This window comes from Burkholderia metallica (assembly GCF_001718555.1).
Taxonomy (GTDB): domain Bacteria; phylum Pseudomonadota; class Gammaproteobacteria; order Burkholderiales; family Burkholderiaceae; genus Burkholderia; species Burkholderia metallica.
In genome coordinates, this window is the sequence record NZ_CP013403.1 from 152,319 (window position 1) to 173,334 (window position 21,016).

General features: G+C 66.9%; 20 protein-coding genes. 7 read left to right on the plus strand and 13 right to left on the minus strand.

Features of this window, described 5'->3' with window-relative positions; genetic code table 11:
• Nucleotides 1-46 precede the first annotated feature (46 nt).
• Complete coding sequence (locus WJ16_RS20570) at nt 47-361, plus strand: hypothetical protein (protein ID WP_107310704.1); 315 nt, start codon at nt 47-49, stop codon at nt 359-361.
• 96 nt (nt 362-457) lie between these two features.
• Here the strand turns inward: WJ16_RS20570 and WJ16_RS20575 are convergent, their stop codons facing one another.
• A complete protein-coding gene (locus tag WJ16_RS20575; RefSeq protein WP_236858393.1) occupies nt 458-2,032 on the minus strand; it encodes an EAL domain-containing protein in 1,575 nt (524 codons plus the stop codon).
• Between the two features lie 318 nt (nt 2,033-2,350).
• Between WJ16_RS20575 and WJ16_RS20580 the strand changes: the two genes are divergently transcribed.
• Nucleotides 2,351-2,743 carry a hypothetical protein gene (locus tag WJ16_RS20580; protein WP_236858359.1) on the plus strand — a complete coding sequence of 131 codons (393 nt, stop codon included), beginning with the start codon at nt 2,351-2,353 and terminating at the stop codon, nt 2,741-2,743.
• Nucleotides 2,744-2,778: 35 nt separating this feature from the next.
• On the opposite strand, the gene WJ16_RS20585 is transcribed toward WJ16_RS20580, so the two are convergent.
• Together WJ16_RS20585 and WJ16_RS20590 are read right to left on the minus strand one after the other, a co-directional pair.
• Nucleotides 2,779-3,084 (minus strand): hypothetical protein, encoded by a 306-nt coding sequence (locus tag WJ16_RS20585; protein WP_069261052.1) that lies wholly within the window; start codon nt 3,082-3,084, stop codon nt 2,779-2,781.
• 74 nt (nt 3,085-3,158) lie between these two features.
• A complete protein-coding gene (locus tag WJ16_RS20590; protein WP_069258962.1) occupies nt 3,159-4,205 on the minus strand; it encodes an AraC family transcriptional regulator in 1,047 nt (348 codons plus the stop codon).
• A gap of 94 nt (nt 4,206-4,299) precedes the next feature.
• Here WJ16_RS20590 and WJ16_RS20595 point away from each other — a divergent pair, with 94 nt between their 5' ends.
• Nucleotides 4,300-5,286: a sterol desaturase family protein gene (locus WJ16_RS20595; protein WP_069261053.1), complete on the plus strand. Its 987-nt coding sequence runs from the start codon at nt 4,300-4,302 to the stop codon at nt 5,284-5,286.
• Here the strand turns inward: WJ16_RS20595 and WJ16_RS20600 are convergent.
• The 4 genes from WJ16_RS20600 to WJ16_RS20615 form a co-directional block, all read right to left on the minus strand.
• Nucleotides 5,283-5,657, minus strand: coding sequence for a hypothetical protein (locus WJ16_RS20600; protein WP_069258963.1), 375 nt, complete (start codon nt 5,655-5,657; stop codon nt 5,283-5,285). The two genes, WJ16_RS20595 and WJ16_RS20600, sit on opposite strands and share 4 nt — an antisense overlap.
• 238 nt (nt 5,658-5,895) lie before the next feature.
• On the minus strand, nt 5,896-7,521 hold the full coding sequence (locus tag WJ16_RS20605; RefSeq protein WP_069258964.1) for a histidine-type phosphatase: 1,626 nt from the start codon (nt 7,519-7,521) through the stop codon (nt 5,896-5,898).
• 182 nt (nt 7,522-7,703) lie between these two features.
• Nucleotides 7,704-8,138 carry an HAD family hydrolase gene (locus WJ16_RS20610; protein ID WP_069258965.1) on the minus strand — a complete coding sequence of 145 codons (435 nt, stop codon included), beginning with the start codon at nt 8,136-8,138 and terminating at the stop codon, nt 7,704-7,706.
• 326 nt (nt 8,139-8,464) lie between these two features.
• A complete protein-coding gene (locus tag WJ16_RS20615; protein WP_069258966.1) occupies nt 8,465-9,823 on the minus strand; it encodes an NAD(P)/FAD-dependent oxidoreductase in 1,359 nt (452 codons plus the stop codon).
• A gap of 100 nt (nt 9,824-9,923) precedes the next feature.
• Between WJ16_RS20615 and WJ16_RS20620 the strand changes: the two genes are divergently transcribed.
• A complete protein-coding gene (locus WJ16_RS20620) occupies nt 9,924-10,877 on the plus strand; it encodes a LysR family transcriptional regulator (protein WP_069258967.1) in 954 nt (317 codons plus the stop codon).
• 34 nt (nt 10,878-10,911) lie between these two features.
• On the opposite strand, the gene WJ16_RS20625 is transcribed toward WJ16_RS20620, so the two are convergent.
• Nucleotides 10,912-11,115 carry a hypothetical protein gene (locus WJ16_RS20625; RefSeq protein ID WP_069258968.1) on the minus strand — a complete coding sequence of 68 codons (204 nt, stop codon included), beginning with the start codon at nt 11,113-11,115 and terminating at the stop codon, nt 10,912-10,914.
• A 193-nt stretch (nt 11,116-11,308) separates the two neighbouring features.
• Here WJ16_RS20625 and WJ16_RS20630 point away from each other — a divergent pair, with 193 nt between their 5' ends.
• Both WJ16_RS20630 and WJ16_RS20635 read left to right on the plus strand, forming a co-directional pair.
• On the plus strand, nt 11,309-12,226 hold the full coding sequence (locus WJ16_RS20630) for an AraC family transcriptional regulator (RefSeq protein ID WP_069258969.1): 918 nt from the start codon (nt 11,309-11,311) through the stop codon (nt 12,224-12,226).
• 252 nt (nt 12,227-12,478) lie between these two features.
• Complete coding sequence (locus WJ16_RS20635; protein WP_069258970.1) at nt 12,479-13,366, plus strand: NmrA family NAD(P)-binding protein; 888 nt, start codon at nt 12,479-12,481, stop codon at nt 13,364-13,366.
• Between the two features lie 28 nt (nt 13,367-13,394).
• On the opposite strand, the gene WJ16_RS20640 is transcribed toward WJ16_RS20635, so the two are convergent.
• A complete protein-coding gene (locus tag WJ16_RS20640) occupies nt 13,395-14,597 on the minus strand; it encodes a benzoate/H(+) symporter BenE family transporter (RefSeq protein WP_069258971.1) in 1,203 nt (400 codons plus the stop codon).
• 183 nt (nt 14,598-14,780) lie between these two features.
• Entirely contained in the window at nt 14,781-15,806 is a 1,026-nt protein-coding gene (locus tag WJ16_RS20645; protein WP_069258972.1) for a fatty acid desaturase, read from the minus strand.
• Between the two features lie 302 nt (nt 15,807-16,108).
• On the opposite strand from WJ16_RS20645, the gene WJ16_RS20650 reads away from it, so the two are divergent.
• Nucleotides 16,109-16,933, plus strand: a complete 825-nt coding sequence (locus WJ16_RS20650) for a phosphate/phosphite/phosphonate ABC transporter substrate-binding protein (protein WP_069258973.1) — start codon at nt 16,109-16,111, stop codon at nt 16,931-16,933.
• Between the two features lie 65 nt (nt 16,934-16,998).
• Here the strand turns inward: WJ16_RS20650 and dbpA are convergent, their stop codons facing one another.
• The 3 genes from dbpA to mqo form a co-directional block, all read right to left on the minus strand.
• Nucleotides 16,999-18,396, minus strand: coding sequence for an ATP-dependent RNA helicase DbpA (gene dbpA / locus WJ16_RS20655; protein WP_069258974.1), 1,398 nt, complete (start codon nt 18,394-18,396; stop codon nt 16,999-17,001).
• Nucleotides 18,393-18,590 (minus strand): hypothetical protein, encoded by a 198-nt coding sequence (locus WJ16_RS20660; protein ID WP_059604979.1) that lies wholly within the window; start codon nt 18,588-18,590, stop codon nt 18,393-18,395. Before WJ16_RS20660 ends, dbpA begins: the two co-directional genes overlap by 4 nt.
• Nucleotides 18,591-18,985: 395 nt before the next feature.
• Nucleotides 18,986-20,629 carry a malate dehydrogenase (quinone) gene (gene mqo, locus WJ16_RS20665; protein ID WP_069258975.1) on the minus strand — a complete coding sequence of 548 codons (1,644 nt, stop codon included), beginning with the start codon at nt 20,627-20,629 and terminating at the stop codon, nt 18,986-18,988.
• Nucleotides 20,630-21,016 lie beyond the last annotated feature (387 nt).

Below are 21,016 nucleotides of genomic sequence, written 5' to 3' on the forward strand. Positions count from 1 at the left end.
GCGACGGCACACACACCCGCGAGCATCGTCAACCAAAAGACCAACCATGCGCGTCGCGACGAAGTACGTGGATCTGCTGTATTTCCTGGTGGTGCTGCAACTCGTCACGCAAAGGCAGAATCGCGAGTGGCTGTCGCCGTTTCAACTCGTCGAATCGCTGCAAGGGTGGCTGGTCATCCATCGTGCGAAATGTGACTGGCGCGATCGTGTCTGGATAGGCCATGCTTCTCTTCAGATCGCGAAGTCGGTCCGCCCGGTCGGCAATGCCGAACTGGCGGAGGCGGATGCTCCACCCGATGCGCTGGCAGATCGCTCGAGTGTGCGGATGAAGTGCATCCGCTATCTTCGGGAACATGTCTGAGCGGGTTGCGCTCTCACGGCCGGCACTCGCGTTCCCTGTTCATCGGCATCGCGATCGCGCAGCGACAGGCTGGCGAACGGGCCCGCGGCAACGCCGCTACGCCGACATCCGCACGAAATCCTGCTTCAAATGCTCCATGCGCTGGGGCCGCTGATACAGATATCCCTGCGCATACTGAATCCCGACCGCATGCAGCGCGCGATGCTGCACTTCGGTCTCCACGCCCTCCGCGATGATCTTCAGATCGTAGTGGTGCGCAACGGACGCGATCCCCTCGATCAACCCTGCGCTGCCGCCGTTCAGTTGCGACACGAACTGGCGATCGATCTTCACGTAGTCGAACGGAAAGCGCGACAGCATGTCGAGATTGCTGTGATGCGTGCCGAAATCGTCGATCGCGAACTGCGCGCCTTTTGCCCGCAGCGCATGGAAGATCGCGGTGGTCCGCGGGTTCTTCTCGAGCAGGATGCGCTCGGTCACTTCGAGCACCAGCGTAAAGCCCGGCGGCAGCGCGCGGATCGCGTCCTCGACGACGGACACGAACCGCGTGCGCTCGAGATCCTTCGGCGCGATGTTGACGGCGATGCGCAGCGGTGCGGACGGCGTCAGCGCGGACAGCTCCGACACCGCTGTCCGCAGCACGAACTCGGTGACTTTCGGCAGCACCGTGCTCGATTCGACCTGCGGAATGAACGCGGCCGGGCTGATCGCCCCCCACTTGGGATGCTGCCAGCGCAGCAGCGCCTCGACACCGACGGTCCTGCGCGTGTCGACATCGACGATCGGCTGGTACACGACATGGAGTTCGTCGCGCCTGAGTGCGTTGCGCACGGCTTTCAGCAGCAGGCGGCGCGGCGCCATCGCCAGCAGGTAGGCCGCGATCATGAGGCCGTCCGCCAGCAGCGCGATCGTGATGCCGATCAGCCGATAGCGCTGCCGGACCTGCGACGCATGCTGTGCGGATGCGGCAACCTGCACCGTGAACGGCCAGTGAGGCGACACGATCCTGCTTCCGCCTGCGGGTTCCACGGCTGATTCCGGCGAAAACTTTCCGCGCTGATCGAGATGGCCCGATCCCGCGATCGACAGCGTCGCGGTTTCCGTCCCGTAGCGCGCGCCGTGCGCGAGCGCGTCGGCCACGTAGTCGCCTTCTATCAGGTAGAGCACACCCGCACCGGGCGCGGTGGCGTAGAACACGGGCAGCACCGGGATGCCCTGCTGGAACGGCGTCTGGCGCAGCAGCCTGACGAGCGTCGATCCGGGTTCGGGCTCGTGCGTGTATGCGCCGAGCGGCAAGTCGATCGACCCCAGTGCCGACGAGCACATGACGCGGCCATCGTGCACCAGCGCGACGGCGCGCAGGTAGCGCAGGCGTGTGGCGATCTCGGCGAGCGTCCGGAAGACTGCCGGGCATGGCTGCCCGACGAGCGCGGTCAGCTCGTCCACATGTCGCAGGCGTGCGCCGTCGAGGATGCGGTCCACCGAGGCGACGATGTCGTCCGCGACGACTCGTTCATGCCGGGTGACGGTATCGCGCGCGTAGCGGTCGGCCAGCACGATCGCGCAGGCGGGCACGAGCACGCAAACGATTACTATGACGAAAAAGACGACTCGCGGCCACGCACCGCTGCGCTGGAAAACTGCCTTCGAGCCTGGCGTGAACGCCGACATTCCCGCGGTTGCCTTTGGTGTTGTGTATAGAAAGAGGCAAGTCGAACCGGTCGACATACGAACGGCGCGCACGCGTGATGCCCGGGTCGGGCGTTGGGCGCGCCGGTATCGCGATACGAGCGATTCTACGGTCGCGATGGGAGGTGCGGCAGCCCCGTTGCGATCGGCCATTCATTTCGGCGGCTTGCCTCCATGAACGTGCGCACACGGCGCAGGCAGGCGTAGCGGACCGAAAAAAACCCCGGCCGCAGGGTCGTGCGGCCGGGATGAAAGAACACCGTCTCTTGGCACGAGGATGGTGCGCCGCAAGTATAAGATGTGACGAGCTATTGCGAAATATTGTTATTCAACGATGCGTGTACTTTTGTGATTGTGTCTCAAAAAGAAACACTCTTGCGCGTCCGGAGCGTCGGGATGGAAAAAAATACCGTGCCCACGGTCACCGTGACCGATGGTGCAGCCGCAGCCGATGGCGGGTCGCTGTGGATCCGGATCGACGTGAACCGGCAGGCCCGTCACTACGTGCTCGACCGCGCGCTCGCTTCGCGCGGTACGCCGCGCTACAACACCGTCAACGGTGAACACGGGCCGCTTTCGAAAGCAGAACGAAAGGAATTGCTCGCGCTGCTGCGCAGGATTGCCGACCCTGCGATGTGGGCCGGCATGGTCGGCACGTTCATTCAGGTGCTGCAGGCGTCCGACGGCGAGTGAACGGTACGGCGCCGGCGCGTCGTGGGAGCCGCGATTCAGAAATCGTCGCGCATCTTGCGGAGCAGGTCGCCGCCCGACTGATGGGTGTCCACGGCGGTGAGGACATCGGTCAGGAACCACGGCAGGTTCAGTTGCGTATCGGAATCGCCTACGCATACGCGGATCGGCGGCGCCTTCGACGGCGAGCGGGTGTCGCGCATCGCGTCGCGGGACGGGACGCAGTTTTTCCCGTGCGCCTGAACGGGAGCCGGCCCGGCGCTGCCCGATGGCGTACCGGCGACGGCCGGCAAGCTGACGGCGGCCAGCAGGGTCAGGATGGCGGCAGCGGCAATGCGTTTCATGGGATTCTCCGGCGATGCTCGTTCGACCGCGCGGGCGGACGCGAGTTCGTCGGCGGCACGCCTGCGCGTCGCACTCAACCGCGCGCGACGTTCGCTGCCCGCGCCGGTTGCCGGCTGCGCCACTGCTGCGGCGATTCGCCGGTCCAGCGCCGAAAGGCGCGCGTGAATGCGCTGTGTTCCGAATAGCCGAGCAGCCATGCGACTTCCGCGAGCGTCAGCCGCGGATCGTTCAGGTGGTCGATCGCGAGCCGCCGCCGCGTGTCTTCGCGCAGGGTCCGGAAGTTGAGCCCGAGTTCGGCAAGCCGGCGATGCAGCGTGCGCGACGACACGTGCAGATCCGACGCGATCTGTTCGATGCTCGCGTCGCCTTGCGTCAGCAGGCGCGCGACGGCTTCGCGCACCGACTGTTCGAGATCGTTCGTCTGCCGCAGCTCGGCAAGCAGCGCGCCCGCCTGGCGCTCCATCATCTGCAGCAGCGCGTCGTCCGGCTGGCGCAGCGGTTGGGTGAGCAGGTGCAGCGGAAACGCGAGGCGGTTCACCGGTTCGCCGAACCGTACCGGGCAGCCGAAATAGTCGAGGTACGGTTGCGTGTCGCCGGGCGGCGGATACACGAAGCAGACTTCGTCGGGCCCGTGACGCGTGCCGGTGATGTTGCGCGCGAACTGGACGATGGCCGTGAGCGCGACTTCGTCGACGAGCGGGCCGAGCGGCTCGGGTGCGTCGTGCCATTCGATCGCGACCGACGTCGGCCCGACCCGCACTTCCATGCGCGCGACGTTCGCGATCAGGTGCTCGTATTGCTGCCAGCGCGCGAGTGCGGCGCCGGCATCGCGGCACGCATGCAGCGCGTAGCCGAGCGCGCCGAGGTGGGCGGGCGTGATCCGCTGGCCGACATGCAGGCCGAGCAGCGGATCGTCGAGTGCGCGCACGGCGCTTTCGAGCAGGCGCCGCCAGTGCGCGCTCGCGTACAGCGTGAGCCCGCGGTCGTCCTCGGGCGGCCGCGCCTCGCCGAGCACGCGTGCCGCGTCCTGGCCCTGCTCGGACAGATAGTCGAACAGCAGCCGCACGTAGGTGCTCGAGTAGTAGATGCGCTGCGTCGATAGCGGGGAGGCGGCGGGCATGGCGGAAAGTGTCAAGTAATCGTCGGCAAGTGTCAACGCGGGACGACCCGCGCGCGGCCATACTGCCGGTCGGTTCTTGAGCGAGGCCGCGAACATGCCGACCGAATTGATGACGTGGCTCCATGCGTTCCTGGGTAACGACGTGGACTGGAAGCAGGTGCTGCTGATCGGCATGACGCCGGTCTTCCTGATCGCGTTCGCGATCGAGTATGCGGTGATGACGGGGCGCGGCCGCCGCGAGCCGTTTCGCTGGAAGGAGATCGTCGCGAACCTGTCGCTCGGTGCCGGTTATCAGGTGGCCGAAACGGTGATGGGGCTCCTGTTCACGGGAGCGATCTTCGCGTGGGTCTATCGGCACCGGCTGTTCGACGTGCCGGTGAACGGCGCGACGATCGTGCCGATCTTCGTCGTCGTGGAGTTCTGCTACTACTGGTTTCATCGCACGTCGCACCGCGTGCGCTGGTTCTGGGCCGCGCACGTGCCGCATCACAGCGGCGAAGTGATGAACTTCACGACCGCGATGCGGCAGTCGCTGCTGAACGCGTTCGTCGGCGTGTTCGTGTTCTACCTGCCGCCGGTGTGGCTCGGCATTCCGCCTGCCGTCGTGCTGTTCCTGCTCGCGGTCGATCTCGCGTACCAGTATTTCGTGCATACCGAGGCGATCGGACGGTTGCCGCGCTGGTTCGAGTACGTGTTCGACACGCCGTCGAACCATCGCGCGCACCACGGCCGCAATCCGCGTTACATCGACAGGAACTACGGCGGCGTGCTGATCATCTTCGATCGCCTCTTCGGCACGTATGTCGAGGAAACGGAGCCGGTCGACTACGGGATCACGCAGCAGATTCGTTCGTACAACTTCCTGGTATTGAACCTGCACGAATTCGTCGACATGTGGCGAGACGTGCTCGCGCCCGGGCCGGTCGTGCAGCGGCTGAAACACCTGTGGATGCCGCCCGAGTGGGAGCGGCCGGGGCATCGGCCGATCCACACGTGGAGCGTCGAGCGCAAGGGCGAGGAGTCGGGATGCCCGGTCGAAACGGCCGAGCGCGGGGCGTCAATGCGCATTACCCGTTCTTAACCGATCCGTGGCGAGCGATTGCGGAAGTAAAGATACGCGAGGCCAAGCGGCGCAATAAAAATAGCCAGGTACCAGCACAGGAACATGGTCATGAACTTGACGACGAGCATCAGTAATGCGTTCACGATGAACATGTTGCGTCCGACGATGTAGTTCACGACGCTTTCGTAGACGAACCGGGCGTACGGATAGAGAAGGCAACTGACTGCCATGTAACTCGACACGAGCGCGACCAGCCCTCCCGGCATGGTTGATTTCCCGAAGCTGGACGCGAAGACGAACAGCACGGGAAAGATCAGGCTGAAAAGAAAGTGACGGATATAGTAGGCGCGCGTGAGTCCGCCGAACGAGCGTGTGAGGATTGAGTGCATGTCATTCCCGATCGAAATTCAGGGTAACGACCACGCGCGCCAAAACTTGATAGAGCGCGAACACCTATTTTTTTTGACCGCGCGGTGTTCGCGATTGCCGGTTATCGGTATTGAAGCGTTCGTGTCTCGACGGAGTCGTAGTCACGCGTTTTGCATGCGGGCTTGAAGAGCAAGGCCGACGCAACGACGTGGCAACATGGCGCCGGATGGCTTCGGTGCAGTCTCCGGTAATCGGGCGTCACTGATACCCGTAACACTGCTTCAACCCCGTGTAGTCGTAGAAGTGACTGCCCGGTGCGATCTTCGCGCCGTCGCACGCGGCCTGGAAATCCGTCTCGCGCTCGTTGTACAGCATCTTCACGATGAGACGCGAGCCGTTGCGATACACGTCCCACTGCATGTTCGCGGCCATCGGCGACACCTGGTCGCCGCGCCACGGGTTGTTCGCATACGTGTACGTCTGCGCCTGCGGCGTCGGCACGAACACGTTCTTCAGGTTCATGATCGACGCGAACGGAATCACGATCTCCGCATGCGTGAAGCGCAGCTTCGCGGCGCGGGTCAGGTCGCCGCGCGCGATCGCATCGACTTCGCCGAAGAAATCGTCCTGCAGCACCTTCGCCATCCGGTACGTGACGGGGTTCGCTTCCTGGATCCCCGGCCCCTTCTGGTAGTAATCCTCGGCATCCTGCAGATACGCGAGATACTGCGCCTGCTCCGCACCGATGTATTTCTCCATCGTGACGCCGCCGGTTTCCGCCGTCATCGCGGGCGCGACCTGCAGCAGGTTGTACAGCACGTTCACCGCGTCGACAGCCGTCGCGATCTTCGTCTTGCCGTCTCCCTTCAGCGTGTTGGTGAACTTGCCGTCCGCCGACGTGAACGCATAGGTCCCCGTGTTCGCGAACGTATAGCCGTCGGTGCCGAGCTTCGCGATGAACGCGGGCGACACGAGCGCGGACAGCACCGTTTGCGCGACGTCGGTCGCCTGCGGCGCGGCCTTGATCGCGCTAAGCTTCGCGGCGACCGCCGCGTCGTTCGCATAGGCCTGGTACGACTGGCTTGCCCGGTAGGTCGCGTAGTACGGATCGCCCGTATCGGTCACGAGATCCGTGGCCGGCTTCAGCGAATGGAAGTACAGCAGGAAGCGGTTGGTGCCGGCCGGCTGCGCGGCCGGCGCGTTCGCGGGGTAGCCGGACGGCGCGGGCGGCAGCGTGATGGCGGAGGCCAGAGCCGGCTGCGCGGAGACGAGCGACGCGGAGAAAAACGTCGAGCTGTCGACCGCGCGGTCCTGCCCCGAGTTGACGACGACGACCTGCCGGTTGCCGGCCGCGAACAGCGCGGGCAGCCGCTGCGCGAGGCGCACGGCGAGTTGCTGGTGCTCGCGGATGCCGGTTTGCGTGAGGTTGCCGTACCCCGGTGTCGAGATGCCCTGCACGCCATAACCGAGCAGCGCATTGGCCTTCATCATCGCGTACGTATCGGCCTTGAGCTGCGCGCCGAGCGCGGTCAGCGCGCCGTCGGCCTCGGCCTTGACCAGCATCGCGTAGATCGCGCCGTCGTACTTGAAGCCGGACAGCCCGCGCGAGCCGTGGCGCGCGACGAGCTCGGTATAGACGGGCGCGTAGCCGGCGGGCGGCGCTTCGTACGTCGCGGTGTCCTGCTGCGGACGGTACGGCGTCTTCGTCTGGTAGTAAGTCGCGGGTGCCGGCGTGGGCTGCGGTTGCGGCTGCGGCTGCGGTGCGGGCGTCGAGCCGTTGTCGTCGGCCGAGGCCGTGGGCGGTGTCGAATCGTCTCCGCCGCAGGCGGCGAGCAGCAGGCAGGTAATCGCGACGGCGGCGGCGGTGCGGATCGGGCGTGTCATCGTGGTGTGCAACGGGCGGGACGATGCGGGTGCGCGTCGTCCCGTCTCCGGGAGGGATCGGTCAAGCCCGGAAGTGTTGCAAGCTACTTTGACAGCAGAATGTCAGAATTCGGTCGGGCGATCGTCGGTTTGCCGCCGGATCGCGCGAGGCCGGCCGCCGCCGGCCCGTGTGCGGCCGTGCTTCAGTGCAGGCCGGCCGATGCGATCGAGCGCACGGTGTCGGTGATGTTCACGCAGCGCGACAGCCCGAAGTGCTCGGCTTCGCGGCGCTCCGGTTCGCTGCTCGCAATCGCCACCGCGCGTTCGGGCGGGACGCCGAGTGCTTGCAGCGCGATGTCGATAGGATGCTGATTCGATCCGGAGTCCTGCTGATTGGCGTCCGTGACGACGACCGAGAAACGATCGAGGTTCGCGCGGCCGAACTGGCCTTCGAACATGTCGCTGAGCCGGGCGGCCGGCAGCGTCGTGACGAGACCGAGTCGATATCCTTCTTCCGATGCCCGGTCGAGCCACTGGATGATCGCGTCGCGTTGATGGCGCGATTCGTGTGAATCCGGTGTTGCTTCGATTTGCGCGAATGCAGCGTCGAGACGGGTGACGATGGCTTCGATAACCACGGTGATTCCTCTTCAGAAACGTGATGATCCGTTCGCCGACGGGAATGCCACACACCTTAGCGTCGATCCGGAAAACGCGACCAATTAATATTTATATGCGACTCATACGATTCGACTAATGAATCATGGGGTGAGCCAACGTGGGCGCGGGATGCGTGTCATGCAGTACGTTCCTCTTGAATTGCATCGCATCGACGGCCTTCGATGCGATGCACCGACGTGGCGCACGAACTGAATGCATCGGGCATATGCATATGAAAAGACGGCATATCGAGCGATGCACGCCCGATATGCCGTCGTGGGATGCCGCGTGCGAAGCGGCGCGATCAGTGCAGCTTGATCGACGGCTGGTTGCGGCTTTGCAGCCAGTGGCTCAGCGACTGGAACAGCGCGCGCTTCACGCCGACCACGCTGAACAGGTGCTTGCGATACAGGAACTTGTACAGTCCGATCGCGGCGAACCCGTCGACGATCAGCGAGCGCGGACGCACGCCGATGTCGGCCTGGTACACCGCGCCGGCATGCCCGAGCGACACGACGGTGCCCGCATCGCGGAACGTGAAGCCGGCCACCGGCTTGCCGGCGGCGCGGCGCGCGAACGCGTCGACCAGGTACACGGCCTGCTGGTACGCGACCTGCGCGCGCGGCGGCAGGAACCCGCTCGCGCCGGCCGTCGGGCACGCGGCGCAGTCGCCGAACGCATACACGTGCGGATCGTCCGGCGTCTGCAACGTATCGGTCACGATCACCTGATTCGAGCGATTGAGCGCGATGTCGCCGATCTCCCGCAGCATCGCGGGGCCCGCGACGCCGGCCGCCCAGATCGTGATGTCGCTCGCGAGCCGTTCGCCGGTCGCGGTCGTCACGGCGTTTGCGCCGACTTCCGCCACGCGGGTATCGGTCAGCACGTCGACGTTCAGCGCGCGAAGCTGCGCGTGCATCTTGCCGGACAGCCGCGCGTCGAGCGCCGGCAGGATGCGCGGGCCGCCTTCGATCAGCCGGATGTGCACGTCGCGCGCGGACACCAGTGCCTTGAAGCGGTACGTCGTCAGTTGCTGGATCGCATGCCGCAAGGCCGCGGCCAGCTCGACGCCCGTCGCGCCCGCCCCGATCACGTTGATGCAGATCGGCACCGCGCGCCGCGCGGGTTGCTGCTCGGCCGCGTGATTCGCCTTCGTGCAGGCCGCGAGGAACTTCCGGCGGAAATCCTCGGCCTGGTCGAGATTTTCGAGCGGCAGCGCGTGGCGCGCCGCACCCGGCACGTTGAAGAAGTTCGTCACGCTGCCCACGGCGAGCACGAGGTCGTCATAGCCGAGCTCGCGCTGCGGCAGGATTTCCGTGCCGTCCGTGTCGTGCACGGCCGCGATCGTCGCCGTGCGTGCCGCGCGGTCGACCCGTTGCAGCGCGCCCTGCACGAAACGGAAGCCGTGGCCCTTCGCCTGCGCCGCGTATTCGATCGTGTGGGAGGCCGGGTCGCGATGGCCCGATGCGGCTTCGTGCAGCAGCGGCTTCCAGAAGTGCGTCGGATAGCGGTCGACGAGCACGACTTCCGCTTGCCCGCGGCGTCCGACCGTATCGCCGAGACGCGTGGCGAGGTGCAGGCCGCCGGCGCCGCCGCCGACGATCACGATGCGCGGCAGGCGCGGTGCGCGGTCCGTTGCCGGATGGGGCGTGGTGTTGTCCATGTTGGGCTCCCGCTGAATGACGATTCGGATGACATTGCTCAAGAACCGACGATATAGTTTCGAACCCACTCGAACAATTTAATGTTTATAAGCGACTCATATGTATTCACTTATAGGAAAGACCGCGACGTTCCGGCAGTTGAAGGCGCTGGACATGATTGCGCGGCTCGGCAGTGTGTCGCGTGCGGCCGAGGAGCTGAACCTGACGCAGCCGGCCGTGTCGCTGCAGGTTCGCCTGCTCGAAGAGGCGGTAGGCGCCGCGTTGCTGCAGCGGGTGGGGCGCGGCGTGCAGCTGACCGCGGCCGGCGAGATCGTGTCGCGCTACGCGCGCGAGATCCTGCATCTGTGGAGCGAGGCCGGCGATGAAGTGGCCGCGCTGACCGGCGATCTCGGCGGCACGCTGCGGATCGGCGCGATCACGACGGCCGAGTACCTGATTCCGCCGCTGCTCGTGAAATTCACCGCGACGCGTCCGCATGTGAAGACCTATTTCAAGGTCGGCAATCGCGACGACATCATCCGCATGCTCGCGACGCATGAAATCGATCTCGCGGTGATGGGCAGCGCGCCGAAGGAGCTGCGCACGCATGCGGTCGAGTTCGCGAAGCATCCGATGGTGTTCGTCGCGGCGCCCGGCCATCCGCTGATGCAGCGCAAGCGCGTCGCGCTGAAGGATCTCGAATCCGCCCACCTGCTCGTGCGCGAACGCGGCGCGGGGACGCGCTCGACCGTCGAGAGCCTGTTCAAGAACGCCGGTCACCGGTTCCATGTGGGCTCCGAACTGTCGAGCAACGAAGCGATCAAGCAGATGGCCGAAGCGGGGCTCGGGGTTGCGTTCCTGTCGTTGCACGCGTGTGCGCTCGAACTGCGCACCGGGCTGCTCGGGCAACTGCCGTTCCCCGGCAATCCGATCGAGCGCGAATGGTATGTGGTCACGCTCGCCGACCGCCGCATCTCGCAGGTCACGGGGCTGTTCCGCGATTTCCTGATCAAGCAGGGTGCGCCGGTGATCGACGGCGCGACGGCCGCGCCGCACGAGCGGCGCCGCAAGTAGGCAGGCGACGGTGGTCGGGCGGCCGTGCGGCCGGTCAGACGAGCCCGAAGTCGTCGTTGCTGTCGGGGATCGACGCGAGCAGCCGTTCGAGCCGGTACCAGCCGACGATGCGCAGGCACCAGGCGGCGATCGTCGTGCGGGCGGTGCGGGAGCGGGAGCCGGATGACGGGCGGGGGGCGGCGGAAGGCGAGCGCGCGATGAACGCCGCGGATCGAACCACGCATGGATGATGGGGCATGACGGTCTCCGTAGGTGTCGGATGAGGCCATCGTAAGCGCCGCCGCGGCGGCCGGCGCGCACGCAAGGATGGCCCCGAGCAGAAACGGATGATCTTTTTCTGCTCGACCCGGCCGCGCCGCCTGCCGGCCCGGCAAGCGGCCCGAAAACGCGTCACAATGTGCGATCGACACCCCATCCACGGGAGGAAGGCCATGAGCGATGCGATTCTCGCGGCGCCGACGGACAACGGCGTTCCGGTCAGCCTGCGCTCCAGCCGCGGGTTCGGCTGGCAGGGCTTCGGCGCGTCGCTGCTGGACATCCGCGCGGGCACGTACCGGATTCCGGCGGCCGAGCATCACCGGATCGGCGTGCATATCGGGTCGCCCGTTCGCGCGGATTGCGTGTGCGACGGCGAGCGCGTGTCGCGCATCCAGGCGCATGGCGACGTCGACGTGATTCCGGCCGGCCTGCCCGGCCAATGGACCGACAGCGCCGACTGCCGGATCCTCCATATCGCGCTCAGCGACGCGTTCGTGCGGCGCACGGTCGAGCAGCTCGAGCTGAAGCCGTCGCAGGGGCAGATCCGCCGCCGGCTGCAGGTGCGCGACCCGCGCCTGCAGCACATCGCATGGGCGATGGCCGCCGAACTCGAAGCGGAAGACGCGTCCGATCCGCTCTATGCGGAAAGCCTGTGCACGGCGCTCGTCGCGCGGCTGGTCGACGGCCGGCCGGCGTTCCGCGAGCGCCGCCGTACGCTCGCGCCGAAGGCGGCCGCGCGTGTGATCGACTATGTCGAAGCGAACCTCGAGCGGCGCATGACACTGGCCGAACTCGCGGCGCTCGTGTCGATCAGCGTGCCGCATTTCAAGGTGCTGTTCCGCGAAACGCTCGGGATGCCCGTGCACCAGTACGTCGTGCGGCGCCGGGTCGAGCGCGCGAAGGCGTTGCTGCTCGAAGGCCGGCTCAGCATCAGCCAGATCGCGCTCGAAGCCGGATTTGCACACCAGAGCCACATGGCGAACTGGATGAATCGCGTGCTGGGCGCGACGCCGATGGAGATCGCGCGGTCGGGGGCGCGTGGGGGGCTGCGGCTGGCGTACGACGGTGACGGCGGCGAGAGCGTGGCGTAACGGCGCGACGGCGCCGCGCGGGAGACGACGTGTCGAGTTGGGTTCCGAGGCGATGCTCCAACAGGCTGTCGGGCAATTGCCGCGCGCGCGTTCGGCCGGCGGCAGACCGCACGATGCGAAGCGACAGGCAACGCGCACGGCAACGGCCATCGATCCCCGTCATCTTTTCCTGCTGTATTCATCCTTCCGTGTGCGCCGTGTCGTCCGCGCCACCCGACAATCACCCCACCTTCATTCCCCCAGGAGCGAATCGTGTTCGTGATCTTCGGTGCATCCGGCCATGTCGGCCAGTCGGCCGTAACAACCTTGCGCAACGCCGGTCATCCCGTGCGCGCGGTGTTGCACGACGCCCGCCATCGTGAACGTTTCGCGCGGCTCGGCTGCGACGTCGCGATCGCCGAACTGACGGACGCGAACGCGATCGCGTCGGCAATCGACGGCGCACAGGCCGTGCAGCTACTGTGCCCGGTGCCCGTCGCGGACCCCGATCCGGCCGCGACGATGACGCGCACGATCGACGTCGCGACCGCCGCGCTCGCGGCCAACCCGCCGCCGGTACTGCTCGCGCTGTCGGACTACGGCGCGGAGCGCGACGGCAATACGGGCATCACGCGCCTGTTTCATGACTTCGAGGCACGGCTGAGGACGATCTCGACGCAGCTGACGCTGCTGCGTTCGGCCGAGCATCTGCAGAACTGGACGCGCGTGCTGCCGGTCGCGCTCGGCACCGGCGTGCTGCCGAGCTTTCATCACCCGGTCGGCAAGGTGTTCCCGACCGTCTGGGCGCCCGATGTGGGCGTCGTGGCGGCGCGGCTGCTGCTCGATGCGCCCGAAGGCGGCAGCGGGCCGCGCATCGTCAGCGTCGAAGGGCCGACGCGGGTGAGCGTGACGGCGATCGCCGAGACGCTCGCGGCGGCGGCCGGCCGGCCCATCGTCGCGCATGAGCTGCCGCGCGACACGTGGACCGCGACGCTGTTGCGCGCGGGGCTGAGCGAACGCCATGCGCAGTTGATCGTCGATCTCTACGACGTGCACAACGCCGGGCAGATCGACGTCGAGGCGGGCGTGTCGGAGCGGCTTTACGGGACGACGACGCTGGCCGACGCGCTCGCGCAACTGGTGCGCGGGCACGCGCGGTAAAAGAAGCGGCGGCGACGCGCGCGGCGCATCACGCCGGCCGCCGCACCTTGTTCAGTACCGCATAAGAAAGCGACCCGATCACGATGCCCCAGAACGCGGAGCCGAGCCCGAGCCACGTCATGCCTGACGCGGTCGCGAGGAACGTGATCAGCGACGCTTCCCGGTGGTTCTCGTCCTCGAAGATCCCGTGCACGTTCGCGCCGATCGCACCGATCAACGCGAGCCCCGCGAGGATCGCGACGAATGCCTTCGGCAGCGCGAAGAACACCGTGACGATCGTGCCCGCGAACAGCCCGCCGATCAGGTAGAACGCGCCGTTCGCGAGTCCGGCGACATAGCGGCGGCGCGGGTCTTCATGCGCGTCCTTGCCGGTGCAGAGCGCGGCCGTGATCGCCGCGACGACGATCGTGATCCCGCCGAAGCACGCGACCACGAGCGACATCACGCTGGTTGCCGTGATGATCGGTCGCGCCGGCGTGTGATAGCCGGACACGCGCAGGATCGTCATGCCCGGCAGGAACTGGCCGGTGAGGCTCACGACGACGAGCGGCAGCGCGAGGCTGAGCGTCGTGCCGAGCGTCCACTCGGGCGCGATGAAGATCGGGTGCGCGAGGCTCGCCGACACGCTGCCGAGATGCGTCATCCCGAGCAGCGTCGCGAGCGCGGCGCCCGTGAGCAGGACGAGCACGATGCTGTAGCGCGGCAGCAGGCGCTTGAAGATCACGTAGGCCGCGATCATGCCGAACGCGAGCGCGGGCTGTTGCGACGCTGCCGCGAACGCATGCGTGCCGAACGGCAGCAGGATGCCGGCCATCATCCCGCACGCGATGCCGCGCGGAATGTGGCGCACGAGCCGGTCGAAATAGCCGGTCACGCCGATCAGCAGGATGATCAGCGCGGCCGTGATGTACGCGCCGACGGCCTGGTTGAGCGTCAGTTGCGGAAACAGGCCGACGAGCAGCGCGGTGCCTGGCGCCGACCATGCGGTGACGACCGGCACCTTCAGCTTCCAGCTGGCGAACAGGCCCGACACGCCCGCGCCGATCGAGATCGCCCATACCCACGACGACACCATCGCGTCGGATACATGTGCCGCCTGCGCGGCCTGGAAGAAAATCGCGAGCGGGCCCGCGTAGGAAATCAATACCGCGAGAAAGCCCGCGGTCGTCGCGGAAACGGACCAGTCGTTGCCGATCGCGCGGATCGCGCCGGGCGGAGTGTTCGGTTGCATCGTCGTGGGAAAGTGCGGCGCGCGGCCGGGAACGGAGCCGGGGCGAATGATTGTTGGAAGCCCCGGACGAGCCGCCATTCTGCGCATGGCCGCCGTAATTGGCAATGCGCGGGCGCGAGAGACGTTGTCAGATTTTCGTAAGGAAGGTATGGCGGGCGGACGAATCGTCGCCTTCGCCGCACGTCACGTACTGATCTGCAACACCTCGTCGACCACCGCCACCTTCACGCCGCTTCCCGTCGACAACGATGCGGTGCCCTGGTCGAACGGATGCACGGGCGTATCGGTCGGCGTCCACGCGTGGCGCGCCAGCAGCTCGCGATACCCGCCGCGAATCACGAAGCCGCCGCATTTGTGCGCATACGCGTCGCGGCGCATCCGGTAGGCACGCGGCAGGTCGTACCACGGCAGCTTCGGCAGGTCGTGATGAACGAGGTGATAGTTGTTGTTCAGGTACAGCAGCCGCATCGCGAAGCCGGCTTCGTTGATCGCGATACGCGCCTTCGGATGCGGCGCGGCGCGATGCTCGTACAGCGAGCGGATCATCGCGATCGACAACGCGGGCCACGTGACCGCGAGCAGGTAGTACCACCATGGCACGCCGATCACCCATTGCAGCCACGCGAGCAGTGCGGCCACGCAGGCGACGTGCGTTGCCCACATCGGCAGATAGCGGAAATCGCCGCGACGAAACGATGCGCATGCGTCGACGCCCATCGCGGCGATGCTCAGCGGCGGCCCGGCGACGAAGCGTCCGACGAAGGTCTTGCGGGCGAGCGTCAGCGCGCGGCGCCAGCGCGGCAACTGCGCCCAGCGCTCGCGCGTGACGTAGTTCGTTTCGGGATCGACGCCCGGCACGGTCAGGTCTTCGTCGCGATGATGGTCGAGATGCGTGTCGCGATACAGCGTGTACGGATACCAGACCGTCAGCGGCGGATAGCCGAGCAGCTGGTTCACGCGCGCGGAGCGCGTCGGATGGCCGTGCAGCAGCTCGTGCTGCAGCGACAGATGCCACGCGCCGAGCAGGATCAGCGGCGGCGTCGCGGCCGCGAGCGACAGGGTGCCGTCGCGCACGAGCAGCAGCACGGCGAGCCAGCCGCCGTAGATCGCGACGACCAGCAGCCAGGTCGGCCACTCGGTGCGCGCGGTGAAGCGGGTGTCGAGCGCGGCGATCGCACGCGCGTGGTCGACGTCGAAGTATTCGGCCATGGCGTTGAGGCGGGATTGAACGGGGCAATGCGGGGAACGCGCGGCTGAACCGGTGCGCTCGGCCCGGGTGCGCGGGTGTCTCGCGGATCACGGTCGGCCTGTCCCGGATCGCACGCGGTCGCGATGCGCGGGCAGGCATCCGGACGGTACCGGGATCGCCCCGCGCGGCCAACCAATCGATTCGCATTTGCTTATCGTCGCGTGGCCGATAAGCTTCGGGCGCGTCGTGCGGCGTTCGGCCCCCGTTTTGCGGGGATCGAGCCGGGTTTCGCGTCGCGAGCGCCGATGCGTAGAATGCCCGCATGAGCTCATGGATCGCTGCCCTGCCGATGTACAACGTGACGCCGCGCCACGACGCGCTGTGGCGCGCGCTGCTGCGCGACGCGCTCGACGCGTTCGCGAACGCGGGCGGCCCCGCCGATGTCGCGCTGCCCGACGAACCGTTCGACGATCTGCATGCGCTGTGGCGGCGCGACGATCTGCTGCTGTCGCAGACCTGCGGCTATCCGTACCGGATGCTGGGGTTGCGCGATGCCGTGAGACTGATCGCGACGCCCGTGTTCGACGTGGACGGTTGCCGCGGCGCGCACTACAGCAGCGTGCTCGCCGTGTCGGCGCGTGCGCACGCGGACGGCGCGACGACGCTCGCCGCATGCCGGGGGCTGCGGGCCGCATTCAACGGAGAAGATTCACACAGCGGGATGAATGCGCTCCGGCATGCGGTTGCGCCGCATGTGCGCGACGGGCGGTTCTTCGGGTCGGTGACGGCGTTCGGCTCGCACCTGAACGTGCTGCGCGCGCTGGCTTCGGAGGAAGCCGATTGCGCGGCGATCGACTGCGTGACGTTCGCGTACGTGCGCGACGCGCTGCCCGAATTGCTGGCGGACATCCGGATCGTCGGGATGACGGCATCCGCGCCGGGGTTGCCGTTCATCGCATCGCGCGCGCTGGAGCCCACGCAGGTCGCCGCTTTGCGGGATGCGCTCGACTTCGCGGTGGCGGCCGATGCGCAACGGGCGCGCGTGCTGAGGCTGAAGGGATTCGAACGGCTCTCGCCGGGCGATTACGACGCGATTGCGCGGTTCGCTGACGACGCGGCCGCGCACGGCTATCCGGAACTGGCGTGATGCGGGGGTAATGCGACGGAATGCAGCGCGGCGCGCAACGGTGCGACCGTCCGCGCCGCTTTCCGTCACTCTTCGTCCATCAACCGGACCTTGACCCGCTTGCCCTTGATCTTCCCCGCGTTGAGCTTGCGCAGCGCGTCGCGCGCGACGCCGCGCTCGATCGCGACGTAGGTCGAGAACTCGGTCACGTTGATCTTGCCGATCTGCTTGCCGTCGAACCCGGCGTCGCCGGTCAGCGCGCCGAGCACGTCGCCCGGGCGGATCTTGTCCTTGCGCCCGCCGAGGATCTGCAGCGTTTCCATCGGCGGCGTCAGCACGCCGTCGTCCGCCGGCTTCAGTTCCGCGAGCGGATGCCATTCGACGTCGCGCTTCTGCGCCTGCTCGATCGCGCCGACGCGGCCCATCTCGTCCATGCTCGCGAGGCTCAGTGCCCAGCCGTCCTGGTCCGCGCGGCCCGTGCGGCCGATGCGGTGCACGTGCACTTCGGGGTCGGGCGTCACGTCGACGTTGATCACCGCTTCGAGCTGCGCGATGTCGAGCCCGCGCGCGGCGACGTCGGTTGCCACCAGCACCGAGCAGCTGCGGTTCGCGAACTGGATCAGCACCTGGTCGCGCTCGCGCTGGTCGAGCTCGCCGTGCAGCGCGAGCGCATGGAAGCCCTGCGCATGCAGCACGTCGAGCAGGTCGCGGCACTGCTGCTTCGTGTTGCAGAACGCGATCGTGCTCACCGGCCGGTAGTGGTTCAGCAGCTGGCCCACCGCATGCAGCCGCTCGTCCTCCGTCACTTCATAGAAGCGCTGGCGGATCTTGCTGTTGTCGTGGCGCTCTTCGAGCTTCACTTCCTTCGGGTTGCGCAGGAACTGCTGGCTCAGCTTCGCGATGCCGTCCGGATAGGTCGCGGAGAACAGCAGCGTCTGGCGCGTGGTCGGGCACATCCGTGCAACTTTCGCGATGTCGTCGAAGAAGCCCATGTCGAGCATCCGGTCGGCTTCGTCGAGCACCAGCGTGTTCAGCGCGTCGAGCTTCAGGTTGCCGCGATCGAGATGATCCATGATGCGGCCCGGCGTGCCGACGACGATGTGCGCGCCGTGTTCGAGGCTCTGCGCCTGCGGGCGCATCGGCGTGCCGCCGCACAGCGTCAGCACCTTCACGTTTTCCTCGGCGCGCGCGAGGCGGCGCACTTCCTGCGCGACCTGGTCGGCGAGTTCGCGCGTCGGGCACAGGATCATCGCCTGCACGTCGAAGCGGCGCGCGTCGAGGCGCGCGAGCAGCGCGAGCGAGAACGCGGCGGTCTTGCCGCTGCCCGTCTTCGCCTGCGCGATCAGGTCCTGTCCGGCCAGCGCGACCGGCAGGCTCGCGGCCTGGATCGGCGTCATGTCGACGTAGCCGAGCTGCGCGAGGTTCGCGAGCGTGGCGGGCGTCAGCGGCAGCGCGCTGAACGGCGTGGCGGTCGGCTGGGTCATTCCACGTCTCCGAGGTAGGGGCGGCCTTCCATCTGCTCGTAGACGACGTTGCCTTCGTCATCTTCGAAGCGTTCGAGGTAGTTGCGCGCGCCGCACAGCGGGCAGCGGAACAGCAGCCCCTGGCCTTCGTCCTTGATGACGACGTCGGACTGTTCCCACTGCGTGCCGCAGCTCTGGTTTCGGCAGGTAAACAAGGTCTTTCTCCAGCTGAATTCGGTTGAGGTGGCGCCCGGGCGGGCGCGGCAACGGCGGGCGGCGCTCGCGCGGTTCGGGCGCGGGCCGCATCGGGCGTCGCTTGGATTGCGTCGATGCGGATGATGGATCGGGCGGCGACGGGGTCGCGCGTGCCGCAATTCTAGCGGAAGCGAGCAGGCGAATGCGGACGATCGGCTGCGGGGGGGCGGTTGCGGCCGGACGGCTGCGGGCGACCGCCTGCGAGCGCTGCGTGCAAGGACGGCGCGCACTCACCGCCCGTTGTTTCCGGAAAACAGCCCCCGATCGCCGCCCCGATGAAAAACGGCCGCCCCGGACGGCGGCCGTGTCGTGCGGCGCAACAGCGCGCCGCGGTGCTCCGCGGCACCCGGACGCGTTACAGCGCCATGTCGGCCGCAGCCTTCGCCGGGCGGGCCGGCGCGTTGCCGGTGGCCTGCGACGGCGTGCTGAGATCGATCTTCGGCGGCGGCGCGAGCTGCAGCACGTCGCTCGTGTACGTCCATTCCTCGACGACCTTCGCCGGGCTGTCGTTCAGCTTCGTGCCGTAGCTCGGCACGATCTGGCGGATCTTCTGCTGCCACTCGGGCGTCGCGACCTTGTCCTTGAACACCTTCTTCATCAGGTTCAGCATGATCGGCGCTGCCGTCGACGCGCCCGGCGACGCGCCGAGCAGGCCCGCGATGCTGCCGTCCTGCGACGCGACGATTTCGGTGCCGAGCTTCAGCACGCCGCCCTTCACCGGGTCGCGCTTGATGATCTGCACGCGCTGGCCGGCTTGCCACAGGCGCCAGTCTTCCTTCTTCGCGTTCGGGAAGTATTCCTTCAGCGCGTTGAAGCGGTCGTCGTCGGACAGCATCAGCTGGCCGGCGAGGTACTGAACGAGCGGGAATTCGTCGACGCCCACGCGCATCATCGGTGCGACGTTGTGCAGGTTCGTGCTCTTCGCGAGGTCGAAGTACGAGCCGTTCTTCAGGAACTTGGTCGAGAACGTCGCGAACGGCCCGAACAGGATGATCTTCTTGCCGTCGATGATCCGCGTGTCGAGGTGCGGCACCGACATCGGCGGCGAGCCGACCGACGCCTTGCCGTACGCCTTCGCGAGATGCTGCTTCACCACGTCGGGGTTGTCCGTCACGAGGAACGAGCCGCCGACCGGAAATGCGCCGTAGTCCTTCGCCTCGGGGATGCCCGACGCCTGCAGCAGATGCAGCGCACCGCCGCCCGCGCCGATGAACACGAACTTCGCGTCGACCGACTGCGCCGGTTCATCCGAGTGCAGCTTGACCCATGTCACGTGCCACGTGCCGTCGGCGTTGCGCGTGATCTCGCGCACTTCGCTCGACAGCGACAGCGTGAAGTTGGGCTGCGTCTTCAGGTAGCCGACGAACTGGCGCGTGATCTCGCCGAAGTTCACGTCGGTGCCGATCGGCGTCCACGTCGCCGCGACCTTCTGGCCGCGGTCGCGGCCTTCCATCATCAGCGGCACCCACTGCTTGATCTGGTCGTAGTCTTCCGAATACTGCATCCCGCGGAACAGCGGGCTCGCCTGCAGCGCTTCGTAGCGCTTCTTCAGGAAGCGGACGTTGTCGTCGCCCCACACGAAGCTCATGTGCGGCGTCGAGTTGATGAACGAATGCGGGTTCTTCAGCACGCCCTGCCTGACCTGCCACGCCCAGAACTGGCGCGAGATCTGGAACGACTCGTTGATCTCGATCGCCTTCGAGATGTCGATCTTGCCGTCCGCCTTCTCCGGCGTGTAGTTCAGTTCGGCGAGCGCCGAGTGGCCGGTGCCGGCATTGTTCCAGCCGTTCGAGCTTTCCAGCGCGACGCCGTCGAGGCGCTCGACCATCGTCATCGACCAGTCGGGCTGAAGCTCGTGCAGCCACACGCCGAGCGTCGAGCTCATGATGCCGCCGCCCACCAGCAGGACGTCGACTTTCTTCGTATCGGCGGCATGCGCGGACGATGTCGCGACGCACAGCGCGAGCGCCGACAGTATTACCCGTAACGTTTTGATCACAGCAGATCCCTTTTTCAACTTGAATGCATCGGTTTGCCAGGCCGCCCGGCGCGCGCATCGACCGCGAAAAACGCGGGTCCGGAGATCCGGATCGCGAATCCGGAATTCCGGATCGACGCGGCACGCCGTTGCATTTGCGCACACGAAGCCGTCGCGAAGGACACCTTCGGATCGGCTTCCCGCAGGCGGGCAAGCGCCTGCGTCACAGTGGCGCATGACACGCCCGGGCCCTTGCGGCAAGCCTGGGCGGAAGACGCTTCAGGCTGCGTGGAAAGGGGCCGCGCGCGACGCGTTTTTGCGGGGGCGGGACGGCAAGGGGCGCGTAATGTAACCGAACTCGTTTGCTGTGTCACAAACGAAAAAAGCCGTTGTTTTCGTGGGGTTTTC